This window comes from Rhizobium sp. FKY42 (assembly GCF_005222835.1).
GTDB lineage: Bacteria > Pseudomonadota > Alphaproteobacteria > Rhizobiales > Rhizobiaceae > Neorhizobium.
On the sequence record NZ_STGA01000065.1, the window covers coordinates 54,944 to 78,640 of the forward strand.

Below are 23,697 nucleotides of genomic sequence, written 5' to 3' on the forward strand. Positions count from 1 at the left end.
TCTGGAAAGCATTCTTGCGGAGATTCGCCATGCCTGTCATCTGTGCCGCCAATCCCAAGGGCGGAGCCGGAAAGTCGACAACCATACTCGCAATCGCCACCGCACTTGCACAGCAGGGAGGAACGGTGACGATCATCGATGCCGATCCGAACAAACCGATTACAGACTGGCGCAAGGGTCCGAGCAAGCTGCCTCTCAAGGTTATCAGCGATGCAACCGAAGCTAATATTCGTGATCTGATCAACACGGCGGCCGCTGAAGCCCAGTTCGTCTTCGTCGACCTCGAAGGCACCGCCAGCAGACTGGCTTCGCGTGCCATCATCAGAGCCGACCTGACGCTGATCCCGCTCGGCGGCAGTGCGCTTGATGCAAAGCAGGCAGCGCGCGCCGTTGGCCTCGTGCGGGAGAGCGAAGAGGATATCGGCCGCAAGATCAATTTTACGCTCGCATTCAACCGTACGAGCCCGCCACCTTTCATTCGGCGCATCGAGCGGGAGATAACCACCCAGATGCTGGAGAACGAACTGCCGGTCCTTAAAACCCATCTCTATCGACGAGAGGCCTATAATGCCATGTTCATGGAGCGGACCAGCCTCTTCGAACTCAACCCAGCCAAGGTCAACGGTCTGGAAGCCGCCATCGACAACGCGATCCAGCTGACCGAGGAAGTCCTCGACGTTCTCAAATCCAATGCAACGGAGCGTGCCGCCTGATGAGCAACGACCTTGGATTTGGCAAGCCGAAGAAACTCGATCTCTCTGCCTTCCAGCCACGCGCGCCTGAGCCACTGGAAACCAAAGCAGCCGTCCCTGTTCGGGATGAAGAAGAGGCAGCTGATCGCGCTGCCGAACGCGTAGGCTTCCAGAGCCGGGAACCTGTGCAGCGCGTGAAGAGAATCCGGCGTGTCAGCGAACCGCTCGATCAGGCTTTCGTGCGCGCCCCGATCGACGTCATCAACCGCTTCAAGCAGTACTGCAACCAGACAGGCATGTCCTATGGCGAAGCGCTGGACGAGTTGATGCGCAAGGCGGGAATTTGACGATGACACCAGGCTGAGACTGGCTGTGTGCTCCTAAGCGCTTTTGCACCGCCGGTTGGAGCCTTTATCCATTAGGAACGTCAATCTTACGAGCGAGTGTAGTGATGTTCTCAAGTGTGGATCGGCGTGTTTGAACGGCATTATGCCGGAAGCTGACGATCGCTGTTTTCCAGCTCTTGGATGCTTCGATCGCACGAGCCTTTCCGTCCTTAGATTTTTCAGACCTTTATCGGGGTGCATTCCCCGATGGTCGCGAAAAATGTAAAACATTTTTGCGTATCCTGCCACTCTCACTCCCACCTCGGTGCCACTGCCATAGCATCACATGCGCAGTGATGATGGCGGCCCGTTAAGGCCTACCCGTCCATGAAAGTGAATGCATGGCAACTGAGGGAGCTGTCTCGTAAGGCAGCGGGCATCATCACGGCTTCTGGTAACCGACGAACAAAGAACCGTCTCTTTCCCGAAGATCACAATCGCCAAACGCTATGGTCTGACGCTACAGAGTAGCGCTACAATAGCGCGCTACAGTCGTGCTGTATTATAGCGAAGTAGTGTAGGGATGTATGGTTGTGAAGTTATGTTGTTCTGCTCAAGCGCGGACAACACTTCAGATGCTTCGAGCGTTCAGACGAGACTTGGAGCTCGATACCTTGTTGCTGACTTGATCGCGAAAGTGCTCAAAAACTCGGAAATTCTGCGTCCCGGACCTTTCTTGCCTGGGCTCAAACAGGCAATTGCGGTTCGCGAAATTTCGTTCCGTACCTGACCGACACGACAAAAACTTCGAAATCCGCGTCCGCGACAAAATCTGTTTTTGCTTGGCCGAATCCAGTGTGAATCCCGATCGTAAAAACCGACGGCTTTTTGTTGGGACTGGCCGGTCTTGGTGCAGTCAAAAGCCATTTTTGTCGTTCCGGATTTTTCCTTCACCCCTTCAAAAGCCTCTTTCCGGCTATTCGTTTTGTCGGCTTTTTGTCGCCCTCGCGGAGTTTTTGTCTAGTTTTGATTGTTTTATATAGTTTTACGAAAAAAAAGGGGCTTTTTTTGCCTTCAAATCAGAGGCTTATGGATTTTTGTCGTCGGCGATGTACGGAAAAATGTCGGCCAAGTACGGAGTGTCGTCGGCCAAGTACGGAAACAAGTCGGTCAAGTACGGTCTGTCCACAGGCACGACAAAGAGGGGTCAATTCTATTTTGTCGTCGGCAATGTACGGAAATGGCGGATGATTTTTGTCGTCGGTCATGTACGGAAGTTCACGACAAAAATGACAGACAAAAACGAGTGGCTTTTCACTCGCTGTCGATGAGCGTCGGCACGTTGTGCGCTGCCGTTTCCTCGCGCCGTTTCATGACGAGAACAGTCCCGTCCTTGCCCTCCTGAAGCGCCAGATCATAGTCCGGCATGGGGAAGGCCTGCGTGCGGGTAATGAACTCTTTCAGGTCATAGGCGAACTTGCGATATTCCTGGGTGGAGCCACTGCGCTTGTAGATTTCGCGCACGCTGTAGGTTGCCTCACCCTTGCCAGCCGCCTTGCGTGCCAGGCGGTAGATGAAGCGACCAAGGCCCGAACTGATGAGGAAGTAGTCCTCATGAAGCGTCAGGAGCGGAATGGTCTTCTCGTTGCGCACCACGCTCGTATAGACCCAGTCGGGAATGGTGATCTCGATCATGTCGATGCGGTTGGCATTGGTGCGGCTCACCACGCTGTAGCCGCCGATGAGCGGGCGGCTGTCCACCTGCCGGCGGCGGCCGTTCGACAGGTTCACCACCTTGATCGTCGTATTGGCTAGGCGATCGAGCGCCGCTTCGAGATCCTCATAGGATTTTCCGCCATCGGAGCGGCGGCAGAATTTCAGGACGTGCGAGGCGCTTGGGCGATAGGTCTTTGGCGGCAGGCTGGGGCGCAGGCCCTTGGCCTCCTCACGCCGATAGCGGGTGACCTCGTCGGCCAGATGCGAGACCATGTTGAGGAAGATGTCGTAATCGAACACGGTGGCAAGGCCAGTTTCGGCGCCGCCCTCGATGGTGATCAGGCTGTCTTTCAGCTCATAGCGGATGATACCGGCATTCGAGCGCTTGCTGAGCGAGAAGGGGGCAACGTCCATCAGGTTGACGTCGTCCTTGATCGGCGCGTCATAGACGGTCGGCACGAAGAAGGTGAGTTGTGCATCTTCCGGAGGTGCCGAGCGCAGGATGCGCTTGGGCTTGCTCTCCTGCATCAGGACGGCTGCAATATCGGCCTGCAGGCTTTCATTGCGGATGGCTTCACCGAGATTGCGGATCGCACGCGTGATCGGGCTGTCATCGTCCTCGATCTGGTCGAGCTTCAGGTCGGCCCACACACGGCGGCTGTAATAGCGTCTCAGACGGCTCAGCGCATCCTTGTCCAGTTCACACTGGTCGCGGCCGTGAAGGGCGGCAAAACGCTTGGAGAGATCCTGCAGATAGGCATTCTTCTCGTGCAGGGAGAGGCTGGCGAATTCCTCGCGCGGCATCAGGTTGAATTTCGAGCGTTTCATTCCGTCCTGCAGGCTTTCGATCCCAAGCAATGGGTTTCTATCATCGACATTTGGTATAAGAACCGTCCCGAACGTCGTCGCTCTGGCATCACCGAGGGCGATGCCCCTATCCAATGACAGGAAATGCCGAAAATGCTAGCAAAATTGAAACAGCACCTCAAGGAGGTGATGCAGAGTATCAAGGTCATCCAGCCTGATGATCGCAAGCATTTTTCGGCTGAAATTGATAAATTATCTGCGCGGCTCGACCGCATTTCCCAGCTGAACAGCGGGATCTATATCGACCTTCTCAAGGAAAAATCCCAGCGATATTCGGATCAGAGATCGGTCTCTGCTGCTTATGGACAGGTTTATAGCCAGAATAATGAAGATGGTATCATAGCCGAAATCTTCCGGCGCATTGGAATCGACAGCAAGACCTTCATCGAGATTGCTGCAGGTGACGGTATCGAGAACACGACCCGGCTCCTCTTAGAGACAGGATGGCGCGGCCTGTGGGTGGAAGCAGGCGATGCGGAAGCCGACTGTATCCGCAATCTGATGCGCACACCCATTGCCGATGGGCGGCTTGCCTTCGTCAATGACAAGGTGACCCTCGACAATGTGGAAGCCATGGTCGAACAGAGCGGCTTCGTGACGCCTGACTATATTTCCGTCGATATCGACTACAACACGTCGCATGTCTGGCGGAAGCTGATGCGCTTTCGTCCACGTCTCTTCTGCATCGAGTATAACGGCCACTACCCGCCAAGTATGGATTACGAGGTTCCTTACCGCGAGGACAAGTTCTGGGCAGGAACGACCAGGTTCGGGGCAAGCCTCAAGGCGATGGAGCGTATTGGCGCCGAGCATGGCTATCGACTGGTGGGCTGCGATATCTTCGGGGTGAATGCTTTCTTCGTGCGCGAGGATCTCTGCAACGAAGAGCTTTTTATCGGGCCGTTTACCGCAGAACAGCATTACGAGCCGCCCCGCTTCAGTGCTGTCGCCATGCGTGGCCATGCACGGCATCTGCCGTTTGCGGAAGAGTAGACCGAATTTTCCGGATCATCACCAGAGGGTGATGATCCGGTCAGTTGCGCAGTCGGGCCCGCTGTGCGTCTAGAACCGATTGCAGTGTCTCTTCAAGATCGATCGATGGAGACCAGCCCAGATCGCTCTTCAATGACGATGGATTGCCGGACGCTGTCTCCACCCTGTTGGGGAAATAGCGGGCAGGATCGACCTGCACGGTGATTGATCTCGACGATTTTGCCAGCAAGCCCTGCAAGAGGGCCTCGATCGTCACGGGCTGACCGGTCGAGACATTGTAGCAGCGACGGGCGGGGAGGGGGCCCGCAGCTGCCAGCAGATAGACTTCCGCAACATCCTGTACATTGAGGAAATCGCGGCGGGCTTCCAGATTGCCGACATTGAGGATCGGTTCCTGGAGGCCTGCTTCGATGCGGGCGATCTGCTCTGCGAAAGCCGGAACCACATAATCCGGCGTCTGCCCGGGCCCGGTATGATTGAATGGCCGGAAGGCGATTGCCTCAAAACCATCCTCGGCCATCTGCCGCAGCATGATGTCGGCAGCCGCCTTGGTGGCGCCGTAGGGGCTCATGGGCTCAAGGGCAGCACTCTCCTCGACGGGTGCTTTGTCGCGGTTGAAGGCATTGCCATAGGCTTCGGAACTGCCAGACCAAAGAAGCCGTGCTTTCGGTGTCAGGCGGCGCATGGCGTTTGCGATATGGAGTGTGCCCATCACATTGACGCTCCAGGCCTGGGTCGGATCCTTCTGGGCTTCCCGTGGCGCGGCAATCGCTGCCAGATGCAGGACTGCATCGGCTTCGGCAGCGCCGATGGCGCGCTCAACCGCCTGTGCGTCGGTAATATCGGGACGGTATGCGGTATTTGGGTCGATGAACTCGACCTGTTCGATCCGGTCAGCATGATGGCTGAGGATGCGGGCCGTGACGGCACGTCCCACGAAACCCTGCGATCCGGTGATCAGAAGGCGGCGCTTCGGCATGGTGACGTGCTCCTGTCTTCACGATTGATCCTGCCCCACGATAGGGTGGGGCAGGATGAAAATGTTAAAGCGCAGATCAGGAAAGGCGCTTCAGGTCAGCCTCGACCATTTCCCGGATCATGTCTTCCATGCTCGTGGTCGGTTCCCAGCCGAGCTTGGCCTTGGCCTTTGCCGGATCTCCGAGCAGGATGTCCACTTCAGCCGGACGGAACAGCTTCTCGTCGATGACGAGATGATCGTCGATGTTGAGGCCGACATGTTCGAAGGCAATTTCGCACATGGTACGAACAGTCGAGGTGCGGCCGGTGGCCACGACGTAATCGTCAGCCTTGTCCTGCTGCAGCATCAGCCACATGGCCTGAACGTAGTCCTTGGCATGGCCCCAGTCGCGCTTGGCGCTGGTGTTGCCGAGGCGCAGTTCCTTGGAAAGGCCGAGCTTGATGCGGGCAACGCTGTCGGTCACTTTGCGGGTCACGAACTCGATACCGCGCAGCGGAGATTCATGGTTGAACAAGATGCCGCTGGAGGCGTGAATGCCGAAGCTTTCGCGGTAGTTCACGGTGATCCAGTGACCATAAAGCTTTGCGACAGCATAAGGCGAACGGGGATAGAACGGCGTCTGCTCGGACTGGATCGGATGCTGAACCAGACCGTACATTTCCGAGGACGATGCCTGATAGAAGCGCGCATCCGGCTTTGCCAGACGAATGGCTTCCAGAACATTGGTCACGCCGAGCGCGGTCACCTGACCGGTCAGGATCGGCTGCTGCCAGGAGGATGCCACGAAGGATTGCGCCGCCAGGTTATAGACTTCGTCCGGCTTGATCGTCGTGATCGTGCGAACAAGTCCGGAAAGATCCTGCAGGTCACCATCGACGATCTGCACGTCTTTTTCGATCCCCAGCCATTTCAGACGCGTCAGGTTCACATCGGATGTGCTGGAACGACGGGCAAGGCCGTGAACTTCGTAGCCCTTGGACAGAAGAAGCTGGGCGAGATAGGCGCCATCCTGGCCGGTGATGCCAGTGATCAAAGCTTTGCGGGTCACTTCATGCTCCTGGTTGGTCAAGCAGCGTCATCTGCTTAGATAAGGGTCGCTGTTAGCTGATATTCATATTATTGATTCTGAGCCCTCTAGCGGATGCCCCTTTATCGTTCAAGCGGATCCGTGGCAAATTCCTCGCACTCACAAACAGACTTGAGTGCGCATTATAGTTGAGTTTCCACTTCCCATTGCCTTTGCAGCAAACTTCGCTATGAACCGGGGGGATTCAGTGTCAACGGGCTGAAAGACATCGCAATTCAGCCACAATGTTGATACGTTGGTCAGTAAATGACGGTACTGTATTCGCAGGGCATGTCCTGTCAGCAGCGATTGGAAGATAGCTTCATGAAAGTAAATCCGTTTCAGCAGGCGTTGACGACCTATCGCACGATCATAGTCGCGACCATGATCTTCAGTATCGCAATCAACGTGCTGATGTTCGTAAGCCCGCTCTACATGTTGCAGGTTTACGATCGCGTCCTCCATAGCCGCAGTGAAATGACCCTCATCATGCTGACGGTCATCGCGCTGGCAATGTTGGCTCTCTACGGTTTGCTGGAGTGGATCCGCTCTCGCGTTCTGGTTCGCGCCGGTCTTCGCTTCGACGAAATGATTGCCAAGAGCGTTTTCAGCCGCGTCATCACGTCGACATTGAAGAGCCCGCAATCGCGTTCCGAATTCGCCCTCATGGACATCGACCGTCTCCGTGAGTTCCTGACCGGTTCCGGCCTGATCGCTCTTTGCGATCTGCCGTGGATGCCGATCTTCCTCGCGGTCTGTTTCCTTTTCCATCCGCTCATCGGATGGATATCGTTGATCGGTGCGGTCGTCATTTTTGCCATTGCCATCGCCAACGAATTCATGACCAAGAAGCATCTGTCGCAGGCCACCATGGCCAGCCAGGGTGCGATGCACTTCTCCAACTCAACGCTTCAGAATGTGGAAGTCATTCGCGCACTCGGCATGGAAGACAGCCTTCGTTCGCGCTGGAGCTTCATGCATCGTGGCATGCTGGAGAGCCAGGCGATCGCCAGCGACCGCTCTGGCGCTCTGCTCTCGATCTCCAAATTCGTGCGTATGGCCCTTCAGACCATCATTCTGGGTGCCGGTGCCTATCTGGCGCTTGAAGGCGCGATTTCGCCCGGTTCCATCATCGCTGCCTCAATCATGATGGGTCGCGCCCTGCAACCTGTTGACCAGGTTGTCGGTCAATGGAAGCAGTTCCTCGGCGCGCGCCAGGCCTATGACCGCCTGAACAAGATTTTCGTTGAAATGCCGGAAGAAGACGACAAGCTGCCACTTCCGGCCCCAAGCGGCACACTTCATATCGAGCAGCTTGCCGTTGCGGCTCCCGGTGGCAAGACGCCGCTCGTTCACAGCGTTTCGATGCTAGTGAATCCCGGTGAGGCCGTGGCGATCGTCGGCCCGAGCGGGGCTGGCAAGTCCAGTCTCGTGCGTGCTCTTGTCGGCGTCTGGCCTCCAGCTGCCGGTACGATCCGTATCGATGGTTCCGAACTCCAGCATTGGGATGCCGATGCACTGGGTCGCCACCTCGGCTATCTGCCGCAGAGCGTGGAACTCTTCGCCGGTACGATTGCGGAGAATATTTCGCGCTTCCGGGAAGACGCAAATCCGGATGATATCATCGAGGCGGCCAAGCTAGCCAACGTGCACCACCTGATCCAGAACCTGCCGGATGGCTACGATACGCAGATTGGCGTCGGTGGACGCTCTCTCTCCGGTGGTCAACGCCAGCGCGTCGGTCTTGCCCGCGCACTCTACGGCAATCCTTCGGTCATCATTCTGGACGAGCCGAATGCAAACCTCGACAGCGAGGGTGAAGAGGCGCTCAATCAGGTTATCCTGAAGCTGAAGCAGATGGGTAAGGCCATTCTCTTCGTCAGCCACAAGATGAGCCTTGTTGCCATGTCGGACAAGACGCTGGTTCTGGCACAGGGCCGCATGCAGGGCTTTGGTGCCACCCGTGATCTGCTTCAGCCGAAGCCCGCGGTTGCCGCCGTTGCCCAGCAACCGGCCGGGCAGGATGAAGGCGGTCAGTCGCAGGAGCGCAGTGCGGCGTCCTAAAGGGCGCCACGCGATGAAGGCAGGTCCTTGCCGGGATCTGGTGGACGACAATCGGCGCATGATGGCGCTAGCGAAAGAAGTGAATGCCTGAGATGACGAAAGCAAAACCTGAAACCAAGCGTTCCTTTTCTCCCAAGCCCTATATCGCAGCGGGCTATGCCTCCGTATTCCTGGGACTCGGCGTCTTCGGAACCTGGGCCGCGACTGCGCCTCTGGCCAGCGGTGTTGTGGCCCACGGTGTCGTCTCGGTTGAAGGAAACCGAAAAACCATCCAGCATCTGGAAGGCGGCATTGTTTCGGAAATCGTCGTCAAGGAAGGCGATATCGTCAATCCGGGTGATGTTCTCGTCAAGATCGACCCGACCCAGGCGACCGGCAACTACACGGTCTGGAGTACAAAGCTTCTCTATCTGCAAGCTGCAGAAGCCCGGCTTGTGGCAGAAGCCAAGGGAAGCGCAGACATTGATTTTCCGGACACCCTGCTGACCAGCACCATGCCGGAAGCAAAGGCTGCCATGGCGCTTCAGAAAAACATTCTGGAAACCCGTCTCAAGACCCGGGACGGTCAGGTTGCGATCCTGAACTCTCGCATCCAGCAATTGGCGAAGGCAACGGAAGGCCTGACGAACCAGTTGAATGCGAGCGACAAGCAGGTCGCGTCGATGAACGAAGAAATGGATCGCATGAACAATGGCCTGAAGACAGGTGCAGTTCCGATCAACATGATTTCGCAAATGACGCGTCAGCTGCTGGAAATGCAGCGTATTCGCGGTGAAGCCGAAACCGATCTCGCCAAGATCCATGAGACGATCAGCGAAACCGAGTTGCAGATCGTGCAGACGAAGCAGGAATATGCCGACAAGGCCGTCAGCGAGCACAAGGAAGTGCGCGACCAAATCGAGGAAGTGCGTGAGCGCGCCCGCGTTGCCAAGGATGTGCTGGAGCGGACCACTGTTCGCGCGCCTGTCCGCGGCATGGTGCAGAATATCCGCATTCACACCACGAACGGCGTCATTCGTCCCGCCGAGCAGCTTCTCGACATCGTACCGCTGGACGACGATCTGCTCGTCAATGCCCAGATCCGCCCGATCGATATCGATAGCGTAAGCTCGGATGCAAAAGTGGAAGTGCGCTTCTCCGCCTTCTCGGCCAAGACCACGCCTGCGATCTACGGCGAAGTCTCCGTTCTCGGCAAGGATGTTATCCAGCCGGAAGCCGGCACGAACCGGGAGCCCTATTATCTGGCGCTCGTACGTGTCGACGACCAGAACGTTCCGCCGGAAATCAAGGGACGCATCATCGCCGGCATGCCGGTCGATGTGATCATCTCGACAGGCGAGCGGACATTTGCCCAGTATCTGACCAAGCCGCTGATCGACTCCTTCCACAAGAGCATGAAAGAGCATTGATCACGCGCATCGCTTGGTGATCAATCGGGGCTAGGGGTCCGCATGGATGTCGTTCTTTCGGTGCAATCGATCAAGTATCCGCTGACGGGTATTGGTCGATACACCTACGAGCTTGCTCGTCATCTGCCAGATCTTCCGGACGTGCAGAGCCTGCGTTTCTTCGATGGAGAAAACTTCGTTGATCGCCTGCCGGATGCCAGTTCGCTCAGCGCGGATGATGCGGTGCGCGCTTTCCACAGTGGTCCGGTTCATCGAATGAAGCGGTTTCTGGCGCGCAGCCGTCTGGTCGTCGATGCCTATCGCTTCCTGAAGGCGCGCACGGAAAAATCGCCCTTCGCCGGTCTGGAAAACCATGTCTATCATGGCACAAATTTCTATGTCCCGCGCTTTCCCGGGGCCTCGGTCGTGACGATCCACGATCTGTCCGTCTTCACGATGCAACATTTCCATCCGCGTGAGCGGGTGACCTATCTCGGTCGCGAAGTCGAGGCCTCGTTGAAGCGGGTCGATCGCATCATCACCGATTCAGATTACATCAAGGCGGAAATCATTTCCTATTTCGGCTTTCCGGAAGAACGGATCAGCGTCGCCAAGCTTGCCTGCGGCGAAGAGTTCAAACCGCGTACAGCTGATGAAGTGGCCGAGGTTCTGGGCCATTATGGCCTGACTTACGGTGAATACGCTTTTTATGCTGGAACGATCGAACCCCGGAAGAACCTGTCCAATCTCATCGAAGCCTATGGACGGCTGCCCTCCTCTGTTCGAGAGAAGCGCCCGCTGGTGCTGGCAGGTTTCAAGGGCTGGAACAATGCCGACATCCTGAACCGGATCGAGCAGGGCAAGCGGGAAGGCTGGATCAAGTATCTGGGCTATGTGCCGAATGACCACCTGCCGCATCTTCTCTCCGGTGCTGCCCTGTTTACGTTTCCGTCCTGGTATGAAGGTTTTGGTCTTCCCGTTCTCGAAGCCATGGCGTCCGGCGTGCCGGTGATGACATCTCCTCTGTCCTGTCTTCCTGAGGTCGGGGGCAGTGCGGTGCTCTATGCTCAGCCTGACCGGATCGACGACATGACTCAAGCCTGCGAACGAGCGCTATTCGATGAGGTCTGGCGCGGGAAGGCGCGCGCCGATGGGCTTGCCCGTGCAGCAACCTTCAGCTGGCAGCGTTGCGCGGAAGATACCGCGCATGCCTATGCGCTTGCGCTGAAGAACCGAAAATAGTCCTTCAGGATAGGCTTCTCAGGAGAAATGCTTTAGTCGACTGCCAGGGCATTTCTCCGGAAATGCAAAAGGTGCTCGTCAAAGCGCCTGGTGAAACCAAACAGTCAGGCAAGGCGACCCCTTATCAATGCTGAATGCCATCTGGAACTATCGATATTTCATCGTGACGTCGGTGCAGGCCGATTTCAGGAACCGTGTGGCGCGCAGCCGTCTCGGTCTGTTGTGGCTCGTCATTGCGCCGCTCGCCCAGATCGTCACCTATGCCTTTGTTCTTTCGTCCGTGATGTCGCAACGACTGCCCGGAATCGACAATACCTTTGCCTATGCCATCTATCTGATGGCAGGCTTCCAGGGCTGGTTGCTGTTTGTCGAGATCATCAGTCGCAGCATGAATGTCTTCATCGAGAGTGGCAATGTTCTGAAGAAGATCGCCTTTCCCCGCATTGCCCTGCCATTGGTCGTCGTCATCACCTCTGTCATCAACAACCTGATCTTCTTCGTTGTGCTGCTGGCTGTCTTCACCCTGGCCGGTTTCCAGATGGGGTGGAACGTTCTGTGGTTGCCGGTTCTCATCGCCGTCAATGCGGCCTTTGCCGCCGGACTTGGCGTAACCCTCGGCGTCCTGAACGTCTTTATTCGCGATGTTGGCCAGATCGTACCGATCGTCATTCAGTTCCTGTTCTGGATGACGCCGATCGTCTATGTGAAAGACATTCTGCCGCCGGCCTTCCAGTCGATCATCAAGGCCAATCCACTGTTCTGGATGGTGGAAAATTATCACCGCGTCATGGTCTACAACACCATGCCCGACCTGAAGGTGCTTGGCGTGCTTGGTTTTCTGGCACTGGCGTTCCTGGCTCTCGGCTTCACGCTCTTTCGCAAGGCAAGCCCTGAAATGGTGGATGTGCTATGACGAATGTGGTCATGACCGTCGACAAGGTCGGCAAGGTTTTTCGTCGCTATCGGCACGAACTGCATCGCGTTCTCGGCTGGTTTTCTCTGCCCGTCGGACAACCGGAAGAACGCTGGGTGCTGCGTGACATCAGCTTCACTGTCGAGGCAGGCCAGGCGCTGGCGATTGTCGGTCGCAATGGCGCAGGCAAGAGCACGCTGCTCAAGCTGATTACCGGAACCATGCGCGCGACCGAAGGCAATATCGGCCTTTCGGGCAAGATTTCCGCTATTCTCGAATTGGGGATGGGCTTCAATCCGGATTACACCGGTCGCCAGAACGTGTTTCATGCGCTCGGCCTCATGGGCTACCAGCATGCGGATATTGCGGCAGCCATGGAAGGTATCGAGGCGTTCTCCGAACTGGGAAGCTATTTCGATCAACCGCTGCGTGTCTATTCCAGCGGCATGCATATGCGGCTTGCCTTTTCGGTTGCGACGGCATTTCGTCCGGACATTCTCATCGTCGATGAGGCGCTCTCCGTAGGCGACGCCTATTTCCAGCACAAGAGCTTTGACCGCATCAAGGAGTTCCGCCAGCAGGGCACGACCCTGATCCTCGTCTCGCATGACCGGATGGCACTGCTCAGCCTTTGCGATCGGGCCATTCTTCTGCACGAAGGTGCCGTGGCGCTTGATGGAGAGCCAGAAACCGTTCTCGACTATTACAACGCCCTGCTCGGGCAGAAGGAAGCGCAGCCGATCCTCACCGAAGAGCGGGAGGATGGTCGCGTCCAGACAAGCTCCGGTTCGCGTAAGGTTTCGATCGTCAAGACATGGCTGGAAGACGAGAAGGGCGGTCTTGTCGATACGCTGGATGTGGGGGCGGAAGTCTCTATTCGTGTGAAGGCCAAAGCGAACGAAGACGTCGAGTCTCTCGTCTTCGGCTATGCGATCAAGGACCGCTTCGGTCAGACCATGTATGGCACGAACACCTATTACAGCGAACAGGCGCTGACCGATGTGAAGGCCGGGGAAGAGATCGAATTCTCCGCGCGCTTCAGGGCGGACCTGGGTGTGGGAACCTATTCGGTAGCTCTGGCGCTGGTCGGTGGCGAGAGCCACATCGAGGATAATTATGAATGGCGCGATCTCGCCATCATCTTTGATGTCGCCAACACCAGTAAGCAGACCTTTGACGGGCGGATCTATCTGCCGTCAGTCTTTGCCGTCTCAAGACGCTAGCAACTTCTCATAATCTTCGCCAATGACCGTGACGTCGAAGTCGCGCGATCGGCGTTTGAGAGCCTCGATGTCGTGCGAGGCATCGAGGGCTGAGGTGATTGCTTGCGCCAGCGCGTCCGGGTCTGCGACAGGCACAAGAGTTCCGAACGTGCCGTCTTTCAGAATCTCCCGCGGACCGTGGGGCGCATCTGTCGATACGACCGGGATGCCCGAAGCCAATGCCTCAACCAGAACATTGCCAAAGCCTTCGGTTCTGGAGGACAGAACGAACAGATCACCTGCCGCATAGCAGGTTGCCGGATCGTTCACATAGCCTGCGAAGAGAACGCGTTCGGATATTCCAAGGGACCGGGCATAGTCCTGCAGTTCTGTGCGCAGCGGACCATCTCCAAATAGAACCAACCGCGTGCCCCGCGACGGATCCAGTCGGCTGAAAGCGTCGAGCAGGGTCCGGTGATCCTTCACGGCAACCAACCGGCCAAGCGTGATGACAACAGGACCCTCGCCCATTTCGGCAAGCTTATCTTCCCAGGCATACCGCTCATGACTGCGCCGCGCCGGGGAGGGGAGAGGATTGCAGATCGTAACGAGCTTGCTTCTTTGAAAGCCCCGTTGAACGAGATCTTGTCCGATTCCATTCGAAACGCTGATTGCCTTGGTGCTGCGCCTTGCTGTCACCCGGTCGAGAAGGTCGACGACCCTATAGGCGAGGCCGCCAAGCTTCATCTGTGAAGCCGCGTGATAGGAAGGGAAAAACAGAGCTTTGGATCTTGCGAGCAGCAGAGCTACAGCCATCAGGGCGTTGGCAAAATCCAGTGCTGAAAAAACGGCATCCGGTTGTTTGCGCCGCAGGAAAAGAATTGTCCGGAACATTCCCTGGAGGGTGATTATCTTGCCGAACCGTCCGTGGTCCGCCGCAAGATCCAGACTGACCAGCCGCACACTCTCGCCGACGAGCTCCCTGTTAGGGCCTTCCTGATTCCAGACGAACAGAGTGACCTCATGACCTCGGCGCGCCATTTCATTGGCAATCAGAACGCAAACCCGTTCTGCGCCGCCGCCAATCAAAGCGGGGATGTGGAAGACGAGACGACGGGGCACAGTCACTGATGTGCTCTTGCAGAATGGTTCAATCGCATGTCGACATACATACCGCGCATGACTGAAAGGCCAAGACCGAACAGAAGACCGAGAATTGCGCCGATGACGAAGAGCGCGGCTGTACCGGGTGGCCATGAGCGACCATTCGGCGGTAGTGGGGGCGTAACAATCCGGACAGTGTCGGTTGTAATCAATTCCCGCTCCGAGATTTGCCGGACGCGGACCAGAAAACTTTCGTAGATCTGGGTCTTTGCCAGTGCTTCCCGTTGCAGATCGCGAAGTTCGACCTGTGACTGAGCATCGTTGAAGGCGGAATTCTTAAGCTCGACCATATTGGAGCTGAGGTTCCGCAAGGCCTCATTGGCTTTGTCCAGATCCGCCTGGGCAGCGTTTGTGGCGCGCTGAAGCTCATTCTTGATCTGTTCTCGCACCGAATTGAGTTCGCTTTGCGTGCGGGTAATCGAGGGGTGGCGCAAACCATAGATCATCTGCTGGGAGCTCAACTGCTGTTCTAAAACAGCAGCCCGCAGTTTCAGGTCGCGCAATGTGTCAGAGACCACAGGAATGGTGGCGGCTGAGTTATCGCTGGCCCGGATCAGAGCATTATAGTTAGCCTGGGCATCGATCACTCGTGTTCGGGCAGCCAAAACCTGGGTATTCGTCTGCGACATTGTTTGAGAACTGACGAGTTGACCATTTTCGCCCGTCGTCAGTCCATGGGTTCGCTTATAGGCCTCGACAGCTTCTTCTGCGGCAAGGGCTTGTTTCTTCAGATCAGTCAGGCGGTCATCCAGGGCCTTGGCGGCTCTTCCTGCCGTTTCAGATTCCGTATTGGCCAGCTCTGCATTGAAGGCTTCGATGATTGCCTTGGAAATTGCAATTGCCTTGTCTGTGGACTGAGCGGTTACCGACAATCGCGCAACGAAGGAACGATCGTCAAGGTTCAGGGAAATCTTTGTCTGCAGAACCTTGAGTGCTGCCAGATTGGGGTCCGGCTTGCCGTTGGATATGCTACCGCCAAAGATGGAGGCCATAAGCCCGACGCTTGAGGGTTTATAGAACTCGCGATCTTCACCCAGTTTCAGACTTTCCACGACCCGTGCCAGAACATTGCCGGAGGTCATCAGGCGCGCACGGTTGGAAATTGCCATACGCAAGCCCTCGCCCTGTTGTGCTGGCTGGGCGTAAAGATCGTTATTGATAATCTGAATATTGGCGGGCTCTATCAACACATCCGTGCTGACGGAGTAGTAACGGGTAGCAAGCAGGCCGTAGGTGGCGGCCACAAAGGCAAAGAGAAAACTACACACAAGCGTAAGCTTCAACCCTGCTTTGAGCCATACGAACAGGCGCCGAAGATCTACCTCAAGAAAGTCACCCATCTTCTCGATCGTAATGGGTGTGTCCTGGCCACTTGCTTCAGCATGTTGCGCACCGGTGCGACTGGGGCCGTTCTCATAGGTGAGCAAGGAGGGCGCAGCTGTTGCGCGCGCTGATGGATCTCGCTTGAGAGCAGACATATGTTAACGCCTCATTTTCCTTAAGACGTTACCTTAAGTCCATGAGGTTAATGTCCCACTTATGGATTGCTGGGATACTTGCATTGCGTCTTATATAAGGTGGCATGACATGACCGATGAGCGGATGATCTCCGCAAGCCGCCAGAACGCTGTCGAACTGGCCTTTCTGGTACTGACAGTCACGGCATTGTTGCTGCGCCTTTTCGTTCCCAACCTTCTGCTCGATCTCTTCGTAAGCTACACGACCGAAGGCGGCAATTTCCTGGTGAAATTCCATCTTGCAGCCTATGCAATCGTGTTGGTCCTGTTCGGATCGCTCTTTGCAAGGCCTTTTGTGCTACAGGGATCAGACATTGCTCTCTTCAAGAGTTTCATCGTCTGCAGCGGTCTGATCATTCTTCTGACGGCCTTTATCGTCGTCACAAATGGCTTCGGCGCTACCGGCTTCTTGATCGACACCTATCTGGTCGCGATGCTGGCGGGATTGTTGCTTATCAGCCAAAGCCGCGAGGCGCGCTACAGAACCGGAGAAATCATTCTCATCATCATGATCTTGAGCGCTGTTCTGGGCATTGTCGAAATGCTGTTTCAGCAGCGGCTCATGCCGTTTAGTGAGGGAGAACCAGTCTTTCGACCTACAGGCTTGACGGGACACCCCCTTTCCCTCGGTTCACAGACTGTCCTTGCAATTGGCTTCTTGACGCTCACACGCTGGCGGCTGTGGGTCAAAATAGCCATTGCTCTCCTTCTGTTCGTTGGTCTGGCGGCTGCTGGCGCTCGACTTGCCATGCTCGCCGGGGCGGCCCAGATCATTTCTCTGCTTTACTTTTCTTCATGGAGCGGTCTTTCAAAGCAGCAGGAAAAGAAAATCAAGTTTTTCGCCATTTTGTTCGTGCTGGTCATGGGATGCGTGCTGATCGCAGGGCTTTTTGCTGCAGGTTTCCTCAGCCGTTTTGGAGGCAGTCTGTTTGACGAAAACTTCATGGCGCGCGTGCGAATTTACCAGGTCTTCAGTTTGGTCACATGGCGGGATATTTTTTCAGGCATGGACGCAAACGTTCTGCTGGCACTGGTTCGAGAAAAACTGGACCTGCCTTTCATCGAAAGTGCGCCCGTTTATATCATCCTCACGCTAGGCCTGCCCGCAGCACTTGGCTTTACCTATATCATCGTCAAATATTTCAGGGCTCTTTTGACTGAAGTCCCGGTTCAGGCAAAGATCGCAGGCCTCACCTATATCCTTGTGAACCTGTCGAATAATGGTTTGGCGACGAAGACACCGGATATCATCTTTCTGACGGTTCTGGTGGTCGCTTTTCGCCACGCAGGATCATCAGTGCCTGCAGTGCGCGTAGATCGGCATTTTCACCAGGTGCTATCGACAACCTCCAATGGGCCGCACCGATTAAGTGTGTGAATACCTTTCTTCTGCCAAGCCGAGCCTGTAGTAACCGGGAAGACATTTCCCAAAATCACGTCCTCATCGTTGAGGGACAGGATTTCGCGCAGTCCCAGGCCACCACCATAGACCTCACTGCCATCTTGCACTGGCAGAAAGAGGCGGCCGTTTTCTTCGAGAATACATCCACCCGGCCGCGCGCCGCGTTTGTCTACAAGAATGGGATTTAACTTATGCGGTAGCCAGGGCCCCATGAGATCCGGGGCGCTGTAGACTACGAGCGTATCGGAGGCACTACCTTTGCCGATCTTCTCGGTTGCGAACATATAGAAGCGGCCATCGCGTTCGATCAGTGTCACATCATTGATGTTTGCACCTTCGATCAGGACTCTCTCCCTGATCCATCGATCGGGAAATTCCTCTGCTCTATAGAGAACCACTTTCTGCGCGCCACCGGACTCCGGGATCATGAAAATGGAATCCTTATGTCGGAAGACATTTGGATAGGACAGATGGTGAGGTTCACGAAGCACGATACGGGGCTGAGAGAGCGTTCCATTGTCTTGAAGCTCCGCAACGCTGATGACGCCCTTGTCCTCCCGATAAGGAAATTCTTCGACAAAGACATAGAAACGCCCCTTGTACTCGAAAGGAAACGGGTCTGCGTAAAACCGCTCCCCGTCATCTTTCAACTCAATGAAAGGGGTTGGATCAGGCCTATCTCGCGCAGGCGAAATGCCGTTTCCTTCTGTAACTCGCCAGGCCGTTTGCCAATAGAATGGCTTATGGTTCTTTGACAATCGGGCAATCACCTTTCGCAGCACAGCGCGGCCAAAATCATAGGGATAGCGCAGGAGGAAAAATGAAGGTGTGACCTTGTCCGCGGAGCAGGAAATTTCATGGCTTTGGCCCGCTGACAGGCGGGCAACAGCACTCAGCACCAATGTTTCGACAGCAGCGTTCAGTTCATCCCTTGTATGAGATAGAAAGACTTGCCGACTCATCATTGGCTGACCTTGCGCGACGGCGCGTCCATCAACAAAAACCACGATATTGGCATGCCGCGATTTAGTTTTGGTACTGGCGAGGGCTGCCAGGAAATCCGCGTGGCCGTTGATCTCGACTGTAAGACGCGGCGCCTGCGTATTGACAGACTCCTGGGTTAAATCGACGATCAGATCAGCATCGAAATTTGACGATTTTCCCTCGGGCACCGTAGGCTGTGGCAGTCGCAAAAGCTTTCTCTCACTCGCGAGAATGAAGCGTAGAAGGATATTTTTGGAGGTGCAGCTTCGGCCTTTATGGATACAGACGTTATGGCCCAATAATGTCAAACGGTGCTGGAGGTTATCTAGGAAAACATCCGCTCCTTCGTCAATTTTCAATACTATATTCATTCTTCTCCTGCCTCGATACACCAAGCTGTAAGCAATTCCCCAATATATCATTAACTTAATATATTTCCGGGTGTCCCTAAGTGCGCCTAGATTAAAATTTTACGTATTTTAGTTTTCGAATATTCATTGCTCCTGCGCCATTTTGCCTTTCAGAAATTCAGGGAGAGAGTGCGCGTGGAATTCCCCGGGTCTAAGCAATGATTGCCAGGCCTTATCGGAAGCAATCTTACGCTGCACTTTCCAACAGAAACTTGCATTCTGTCAGTTTGCGTGGAGTGAGGCAGTCATGAAAGTAGCGATCTTTGGCCTGGGCTACGTCGGGTTTACTGCCATGTGCTGCATTGCGGCAGACGGACATTCGGTCGTCGGTTTTGATGTCAGTGAAAAAAAAGTCTTGGGAATTCGAGCCGGACATCCTCCGATCATCGAAGCAGGTCTTGAAGAAATGCTGCAGTCGGGCCTCACCAAGGGCTTGATCTCCGCCCATACGAAGATCGGCAACCGTCTTGCCGATGTCGACCTCGCGATCGTTTGCGTCGGAACGCCAAGTGCGCCGGATGGCTCCCACAATATGACCTATATTGCGGAAGTTTCACGCCAAATTGCTTCGGCTGTCAAATCAGGTCATCGCAGTACGCCTCTGGTCGTTGCCTATCGTTCTACAATTCGTCCTGGCACCATAGAGGGACTGATTGCGCCGATCTTCCGTGCTGAACTGGGCGCTGATTTCGCCGCTTCTGTCGAAATTGTCTACCATCCTGAGTTCCTGCGTGAAGGTTCGGCCGTCAAGGATTACTTCGATCCGCCCAAGATTGTGGTGGGTACCGTTGACGGACAGCCGAATGAGTGCCTCGCTCTACTCAACCGGAACATCCAGGCACCAACGTTCGTGGTGAATTACGGTGAAGCGGAACTCACTAAGTTTGTGGATAATACCTGGCATGCGCTGAAAGTCGCCTTCGCCAATGAGGTGGGCCGGGTCTGTCTTCAGCTTGGATTGAGCGCATCGAAGGTCAGTGAGATCTTTCTTTCAGACACCAAGCTGAATATTTCGAGCTATTATATGCGCCCCGGCGGTGCCTTTGGTGGCTCCTGTCTGCCCAAGGATGTGCGGGCCTTTCAATATATTGCAGCTGACTGCGGTGCCCACACGCATGTTGTGGATTCGCTCCTGCGCTCGAACGAGGCACACAAGTATCGGCTTTATCAGTATGCTGCCAATGGCTTGAAACCGGGGGGCAGAGTGCTTCTCGTAGGGCTGGCCTTCAAGGCTAATACCGACGACTTGCGTGAGAGTCCGAACATTGATCTGGCGCGCGCTTTCCTACGCGATGGCTATGACCTGCATGTGTTTGATCCCGCAATTGATGCCACCAAGCTGGTCGGCGCCAATCTGGGCTACGCTTATACGCAAATTCCAACCCTCTCAAAGCTTCTGGTCGATAAGGCAACCGCCGAGACGACCGCCTACGACCGCATCGTCGTAACCAACGACACAGGCAAGCTCCTCGAGCTCGCAGACAAGGCAAACGTCGTCGAGATCGCACGGCTGCCTTGAGCAGATCAGTCGATGCTGGCGTCCCCGGAAGGATAAGAAGATGAATGTCAACCAGACATGGAAAACAAGCACTAGCTTCGGGCCTGTTCTGGCTGGTCGCAAGATCCTGATCGTCGTGGAGAATCTGCCTGTTCCGTTTGATCGGCGGGTCTGGCAGGAGGCGCGCACATTGCAAAAATCAGGTGCGCAGGTTTCCATCATCTGCCCCATGGGCAAGGGTTACAACGAACCTTACCAGTTCCTTGAAGGCATCCATATCTATCGCCATCCCATGCCACTCGAGGCAAATGGTGCGTTGGGCTATCTGATGGAGTATTCCTCGGCTCTGTTCTGGGAGACGGTGCTATCGTGGAAGATACTCTTCAAGCACGGCTTCGATACTATTCAGGGGTGCAATCCGCCGGATCTGATCTTCCTTATCGCATGGCAGTTCAAGCTGTTGGGCAAACGCTACATATTCGATCATCACGATATCAATCCGGAGCTGTTCGAAGCCAAGTTTGGCAAGCGCGGCCTATTCTGGCGGTTGCTGTGCATGTGCGAATGGCTGACATTCAAGGCGGCGGATGTGGTAATCTCCACCAATGAAAGCTATCGCAAGATTGCGATCGAGCGGGGTGGCAAGAAGCCGGAAGATGTTTTCGTCGTTCGCAGTGGGCCGGACCTCAACCGGGTAAAGGCGGTCGAGCCAAACGGCAGCCTCAAGAATGGCCGCGATTATCTCGTTGGCTATCTGGGTGTCATGGGAGATCAGGAAGGGATTGATCTCCTTCTGGAGTCAGTTGCTCATCTGGTTCACACCAAGGGGCGTCAGGACATTCAGTTCGCGTTGGTGGGAGGTGGCCCTGCACTCGAAAGCCTGAAATGTATGGCGCATCAGCTTGGGGTCAGCGACTATGTCACCTTTACTGGCCGCGCACCAGATCAGGTCCTGTTTGAGGTCCTGTCCACATCCGATGTCTGCGTCAATCCGGATCGGGTCAATCCGATGAATGACAAATCGACGATGAACAAGATCCTGGAATACATGGCAATCGGCAAGCCGATCGTGCAGTTTGATGTCACGGAAGGTCGTTACAGCGCTCAGGCCGCTTCCTTGTATGCGAAGGCGAATGATCCAATTGATTTTGCCGACAAGATTGAGGAGCTTTTGGCCAATCCCGAGAAACGCGCCTATATGGGCGGGTTCGGAAAGCGTCGCGTTGAGACGGAAATGGCCTGGACTTATGAGATTCCTAAACTTCTGAGTGCCTATAAGGCAGCAAAGCGCGCCTAATCTCATTCACAGGATCTCAGTTCATGAACCTTGTCTGGCTTGTCAATCGGCTCCGCTCCATGAGCCCGGCCGAGATCGCCTGGCGGGTTCAGGAACAGGCTTTGCGAAAAGCCGCGAAAGGCCGTTTGGACCGATGGGATCGATATGATCCCTCTGGAAGTGAGGCTCCGCAGATGCCGGGGCTTCTGGCGTCCCTTGAGAAAACTTCACCGCAGCTGCGTCTTGCAATTCGCATGTCTGCCGAGCGCATTCTGTCGGGACAGTTCAGCGCCCTCGGTGTGACCTGGCCGAAACTCGATTGGCGTGACGGATTTCCGCTACATATCTGGACCCTCGACCCTGTGACGGGAAAGCATTGGCCGGGTGCAGATGCTTTTTCCTTTGATATAGGATATCGCCACGCCAAAGATTACGGCGATATCAAATATGCCTGGGAATATCACAGGCTGCAGTTCCTGCAGCCCGTTGCAGCTCATTATGCCTTGAGCAGGAATAAGGATGCGCTCGCCTTCATCGAGGCCGTCATTGAGAGCTGGTTCACGCATAATCCGCCTTATCGTGGTATCGGCTGGAATTCCGGGATCGAGCTTGGCTTGCGCGCCATCAGCCTTCTTTTTGTCAGCACCTGCTGTGGATCTGACCTGTCGCCCGAAACACGCAAGCGCATCCGGCTCATTCTGGTGTCCCATCTTGCCTGGATGCGGCGCTTCCCGTCTGGGTATTCCTCTGCAAACAATCATCTCATCGCTGAATGCGCTGGTGAATTTCTCATTGCGCTGTGTATGCCGGAATTGCCGGACGCCTCCACAGTTCTGGCCAAATCCAGTCGTGTCCTGGAGCGGGAAGCGGACAAGCAGATCCTGTGTGATGGTGTGGGAGCGGAACAATCGCCCACCTATGGTGCCTTCACCGCCGAGTTCCTGCTGTTATGTGCTTGCATGGCGCGCAACGCAGGCCGTCCGCTTGCGGCCAATGTCAGTCAGGCCTTGTTGCGGTTTGCCCGTTTCGTCAGCTGGATGACGTTGCGTGACGCGACGACGCCGCAGATCTGCGATGATGACGAGGGGCGCGTCATCACACTTGCCGAAGCAGACTATTGCTATCCCGCGTCTGTCTCTGCTGCCATCTGGGGCTATCTGGGCATGGATGCGGAAGGGCCCCTGCCTGTCTCTCCGACATTGAGGGATGCTGTTTTCTCAAGCTGTGCGCAAACCGCTGCAGTGCCGCAGGGCGTTCGAGTTTTCGAGGCCGGAGGCTATAGTGTCTTCCGAGGACAGATCACCAATAAGGATGCGCTTGTGGTCTTTGACCACGGACCGCTTGGCTATCTTTCCATTGCCGCACATGGACACGCCGATGCCTTGGCCTGGCTGCTTTATGTGAATGATCGCCCCGTTCTGGTTGATCCCGGCACCTATCTCTATCATTCGGGAGGCGTCTGGCGTGACTGGTTCCGGGGGACTGCAGCGCATAATACGCTGCGGTTGGGTGGACGAGACCAGAGCATTATTTCAGGCGCATTCAACTGGTCGCACAAGGCCAATGCTCGACTTCTGGATCATGCGGACGGTCGTCATCCTGCTTTCCGTGCCTGCCATGATGGCTACTTGAAAGAATTCGGCCTTATGCATGAGCGCAGCCTTTCTGTGCTCGGCTCATCTATTCGTGTGCAAGATTGCCTTACTGGGGATCAAAAACCACCTCTCGTCGAGATGAGTTATCAATTGGCACCTGCTGCCACAGCCAGGATCGAAGACAACAGCGTGTTTGTCTCACTGGAAGATGAGCTGGTTCTCCGGATTGCCTTCCCCGGCAATGGCAGGCTTTCGATCATCGTCGGTGCAGGACCGGATCAAGGCGGATGGGTTTCAGGCACGTTCGGTACAAAAGAGCCTGCACCGCGCATTGTCTGGACCACGGACAATTTTCCGGCAGAGGCCGTGACTGAATTCCATATTCTTTGACTTCAATCCGAAG

General features: G+C 55.6%; 18 protein-coding genes. 12 read left to right on the top strand and 6 right to left on the bottom strand.

Annotation, left to right across the window (positions count from 1 at the left end; translation table 11 throughout):
* Positions 1–29: 29 nt before the first annotated feature.
* Entirely contained in the window at positions 30–713 is a 684-nt protein-coding gene (locus E8M78_RS21085; RefSeq protein ID WP_137136919.1) for a ParA family protein, read from the top strand.
* Positions 713–1,039 carry a hypothetical protein gene (locus E8M78_RS21090; protein ID WP_137136920.1) on the top strand — a complete coding sequence of 109 codons (327 nt, stop codon included), beginning with the start codon at positions 713–715 and terminating at the stop codon, positions 1,037–1,039. The genes E8M78_RS21085 and E8M78_RS21090 overlap by 1 nt, the downstream gene beginning before the upstream one ends.
* A 1,293-nt stretch (positions 1,040–2,332) precedes the next feature.
* Here the strand turns inward: E8M78_RS21090 and E8M78_RS21095 are convergent.
* Positions 2,333–3,562 carry a replication initiator protein A gene (locus E8M78_RS21095; RefSeq protein ID WP_170973502.1) on the bottom strand — a complete coding sequence of 410 codons (1,230 nt, stop codon included), beginning with the start codon at positions 3,560–3,562 and terminating at the stop codon, positions 2,333–2,335.
* A 168-nt stretch (positions 3,563–3,730) separates the two neighbouring features.
* Here E8M78_RS21095 and E8M78_RS21100 point away from each other — a divergent pair, with 168 nt between their 5' ends.
* Entirely contained in the window at positions 3,731–4,594 is an 864-nt protein-coding gene (locus E8M78_RS21100; protein WP_205910280.1) for a hypothetical protein, read from the top strand.
* A 40-nt stretch (positions 4,595–4,634) separates the two neighbouring features.
* Here E8M78_RS21100 and E8M78_RS21105 read toward each other — a convergent pair whose 3' ends face one another.
* Both E8M78_RS21105 and gmd read right to left on the bottom strand, forming a co-directional pair.
* On the bottom strand, positions 4,635–5,573 hold the full coding sequence (locus tag E8M78_RS21105; protein ID WP_137136922.1) for a GDP-mannose 4,6-dehydratase: 939 nt from the start codon (positions 5,571–5,573) through the stop codon (positions 4,635–4,637).
* A gap of 76 nt (positions 5,574–5,649) precedes the next feature.
* Positions 5,650–6,621 carry a GDP-mannose 4,6-dehydratase gene (gene gmd / locus E8M78_RS21110; protein ID WP_137136923.1) on the bottom strand — a complete coding sequence of 324 codons (972 nt, stop codon included), beginning with the start codon at positions 6,619–6,621 and terminating at the stop codon, positions 5,650–5,652.
* A 342-nt stretch (positions 6,622–6,963) separates the two neighbouring features.
* On the opposite strand from gmd, the gene E8M78_RS21115 reads away from it, so the two are divergent.
* From E8M78_RS21115 to E8M78_RS21135, 5 genes are all read left to right on the top strand, one after another.
* Positions 6,964–8,703, top strand: coding sequence for a type I secretion system permease/ATPase (locus tag E8M78_RS21115; protein WP_137136924.1), 1,740 nt, complete (start codon positions 6,964–6,966; stop codon positions 8,701–8,703).
* A gap of 92 nt (positions 8,704–8,795) precedes the next feature.
* Positions 8,796–10,112: an HlyD family type I secretion periplasmic adaptor subunit gene (locus E8M78_RS21120; protein WP_170973503.1), complete on the top strand. Its 1,317-nt coding sequence runs from the start codon at positions 8,796–8,798 to the stop codon at positions 10,110–10,112.
* A gap of 42 nt (positions 10,113–10,154) precedes the next feature.
* Complete coding sequence (locus E8M78_RS21125) at positions 10,155–11,333, top strand: glycosyltransferase family 1 protein (protein WP_137136926.1); 1,179 nt, start codon at positions 10,155–10,157, stop codon at positions 11,331–11,333.
* Positions 11,334–11,460: 127 nt separating this feature from the next.
* Positions 11,461–12,246 (top strand): ABC transporter permease, encoded by a 786-nt coding sequence (locus tag E8M78_RS21130; protein ID WP_137136927.1) that lies wholly within the window; start codon positions 11,461–11,463, stop codon positions 12,244–12,246.
* The gene (locus E8M78_RS21135; RefSeq protein WP_137136928.1) at positions 12,243–13,469 is read left to right on the top strand and encodes an ABC transporter ATP-binding protein; all 1,227 of its coding nucleotides are present in this window, start codon (positions 12,243–12,245) and stop codon (positions 13,467–13,469) included. The genes E8M78_RS21130 and E8M78_RS21135 overlap by 4 nt, the downstream gene beginning before the upstream one ends.
* Here E8M78_RS21135 and E8M78_RS21140 read toward each other — a convergent pair.
* Positions 13,458–14,576 carry a glycosyltransferase gene (locus E8M78_RS21140; RefSeq protein WP_246658423.1) on the bottom strand — a complete coding sequence of 373 codons (1,119 nt, stop codon included), beginning with the start codon at positions 14,574–14,576 and terminating at the stop codon, positions 13,458–13,460. The two genes, E8M78_RS21135 and E8M78_RS21140, sit on opposite strands and share 12 nt — an antisense overlap.
* Positions 14,573–16,090 (bottom strand): GumC family protein, encoded by a 1,518-nt coding sequence (locus tag E8M78_RS21145; RefSeq protein WP_137136929.1) that lies wholly within the window; start codon positions 16,088–16,090, stop codon positions 14,573–14,575. Before E8M78_RS21145 ends, E8M78_RS21140 begins: the two co-directional genes overlap by 4 nt.
* 109 nt (positions 16,091–16,199) lie before the next feature.
* Here E8M78_RS21145 and E8M78_RS21150 point away from each other — a divergent pair, with 109 nt between their 5' ends.
* Complete coding sequence (locus tag E8M78_RS21150) at positions 16,200–17,507, top strand: VpsF family polysaccharide biosynthesis protein (RefSeq protein WP_137136930.1); 1,308 nt, start codon at positions 16,200–16,202, stop codon at positions 17,505–17,507.
* On the opposite strand, the gene E8M78_RS21155 is transcribed toward E8M78_RS21150, so the two are convergent.
* Positions 17,456–18,886, bottom strand: coding sequence for a hypothetical protein (locus E8M78_RS21155; RefSeq protein ID WP_137136931.1), 1,431 nt, complete (start codon positions 18,884–18,886; stop codon positions 17,456–17,458). The two genes, E8M78_RS21150 and E8M78_RS21155, sit on opposite strands and share 52 nt — an antisense overlap.
* 286 nt (positions 18,887–19,172) lie before the next feature.
* On the opposite strand from E8M78_RS21155, the gene E8M78_RS21160 reads away from it, so the two are divergent.
* Genes E8M78_RS21160 through E8M78_RS21170 form a run of 3 tightly spaced genes read left to right on the top strand, consistent with a single transcriptional unit; the run spans position 19,173 to position 23,684 of the window.
* Entirely contained in the window at positions 19,173–20,444 is a 1,272-nt protein-coding gene (locus E8M78_RS21160; protein WP_137136932.1) for a nucleotide sugar dehydrogenase, read from the top strand.
* Positions 20,445–20,484: 40 nt separating this feature from the next.
* Positions 20,485–21,720 (top strand): glycosyltransferase family 4 protein, encoded by a 1,236-nt coding sequence (locus tag E8M78_RS21165; protein WP_137136933.1) that lies wholly within the window; start codon positions 20,485–20,487, stop codon positions 21,718–21,720.
* Between the two features lie 23 nt (positions 21,721–21,743).
* Entirely contained in the window at positions 21,744–23,684 is a 1,941-nt protein-coding gene (locus tag E8M78_RS21170) for an alginate lyase family protein (RefSeq protein ID WP_137136934.1), read from the top strand.
* Positions 23,685–23,697 lie beyond the last annotated feature (13 nt).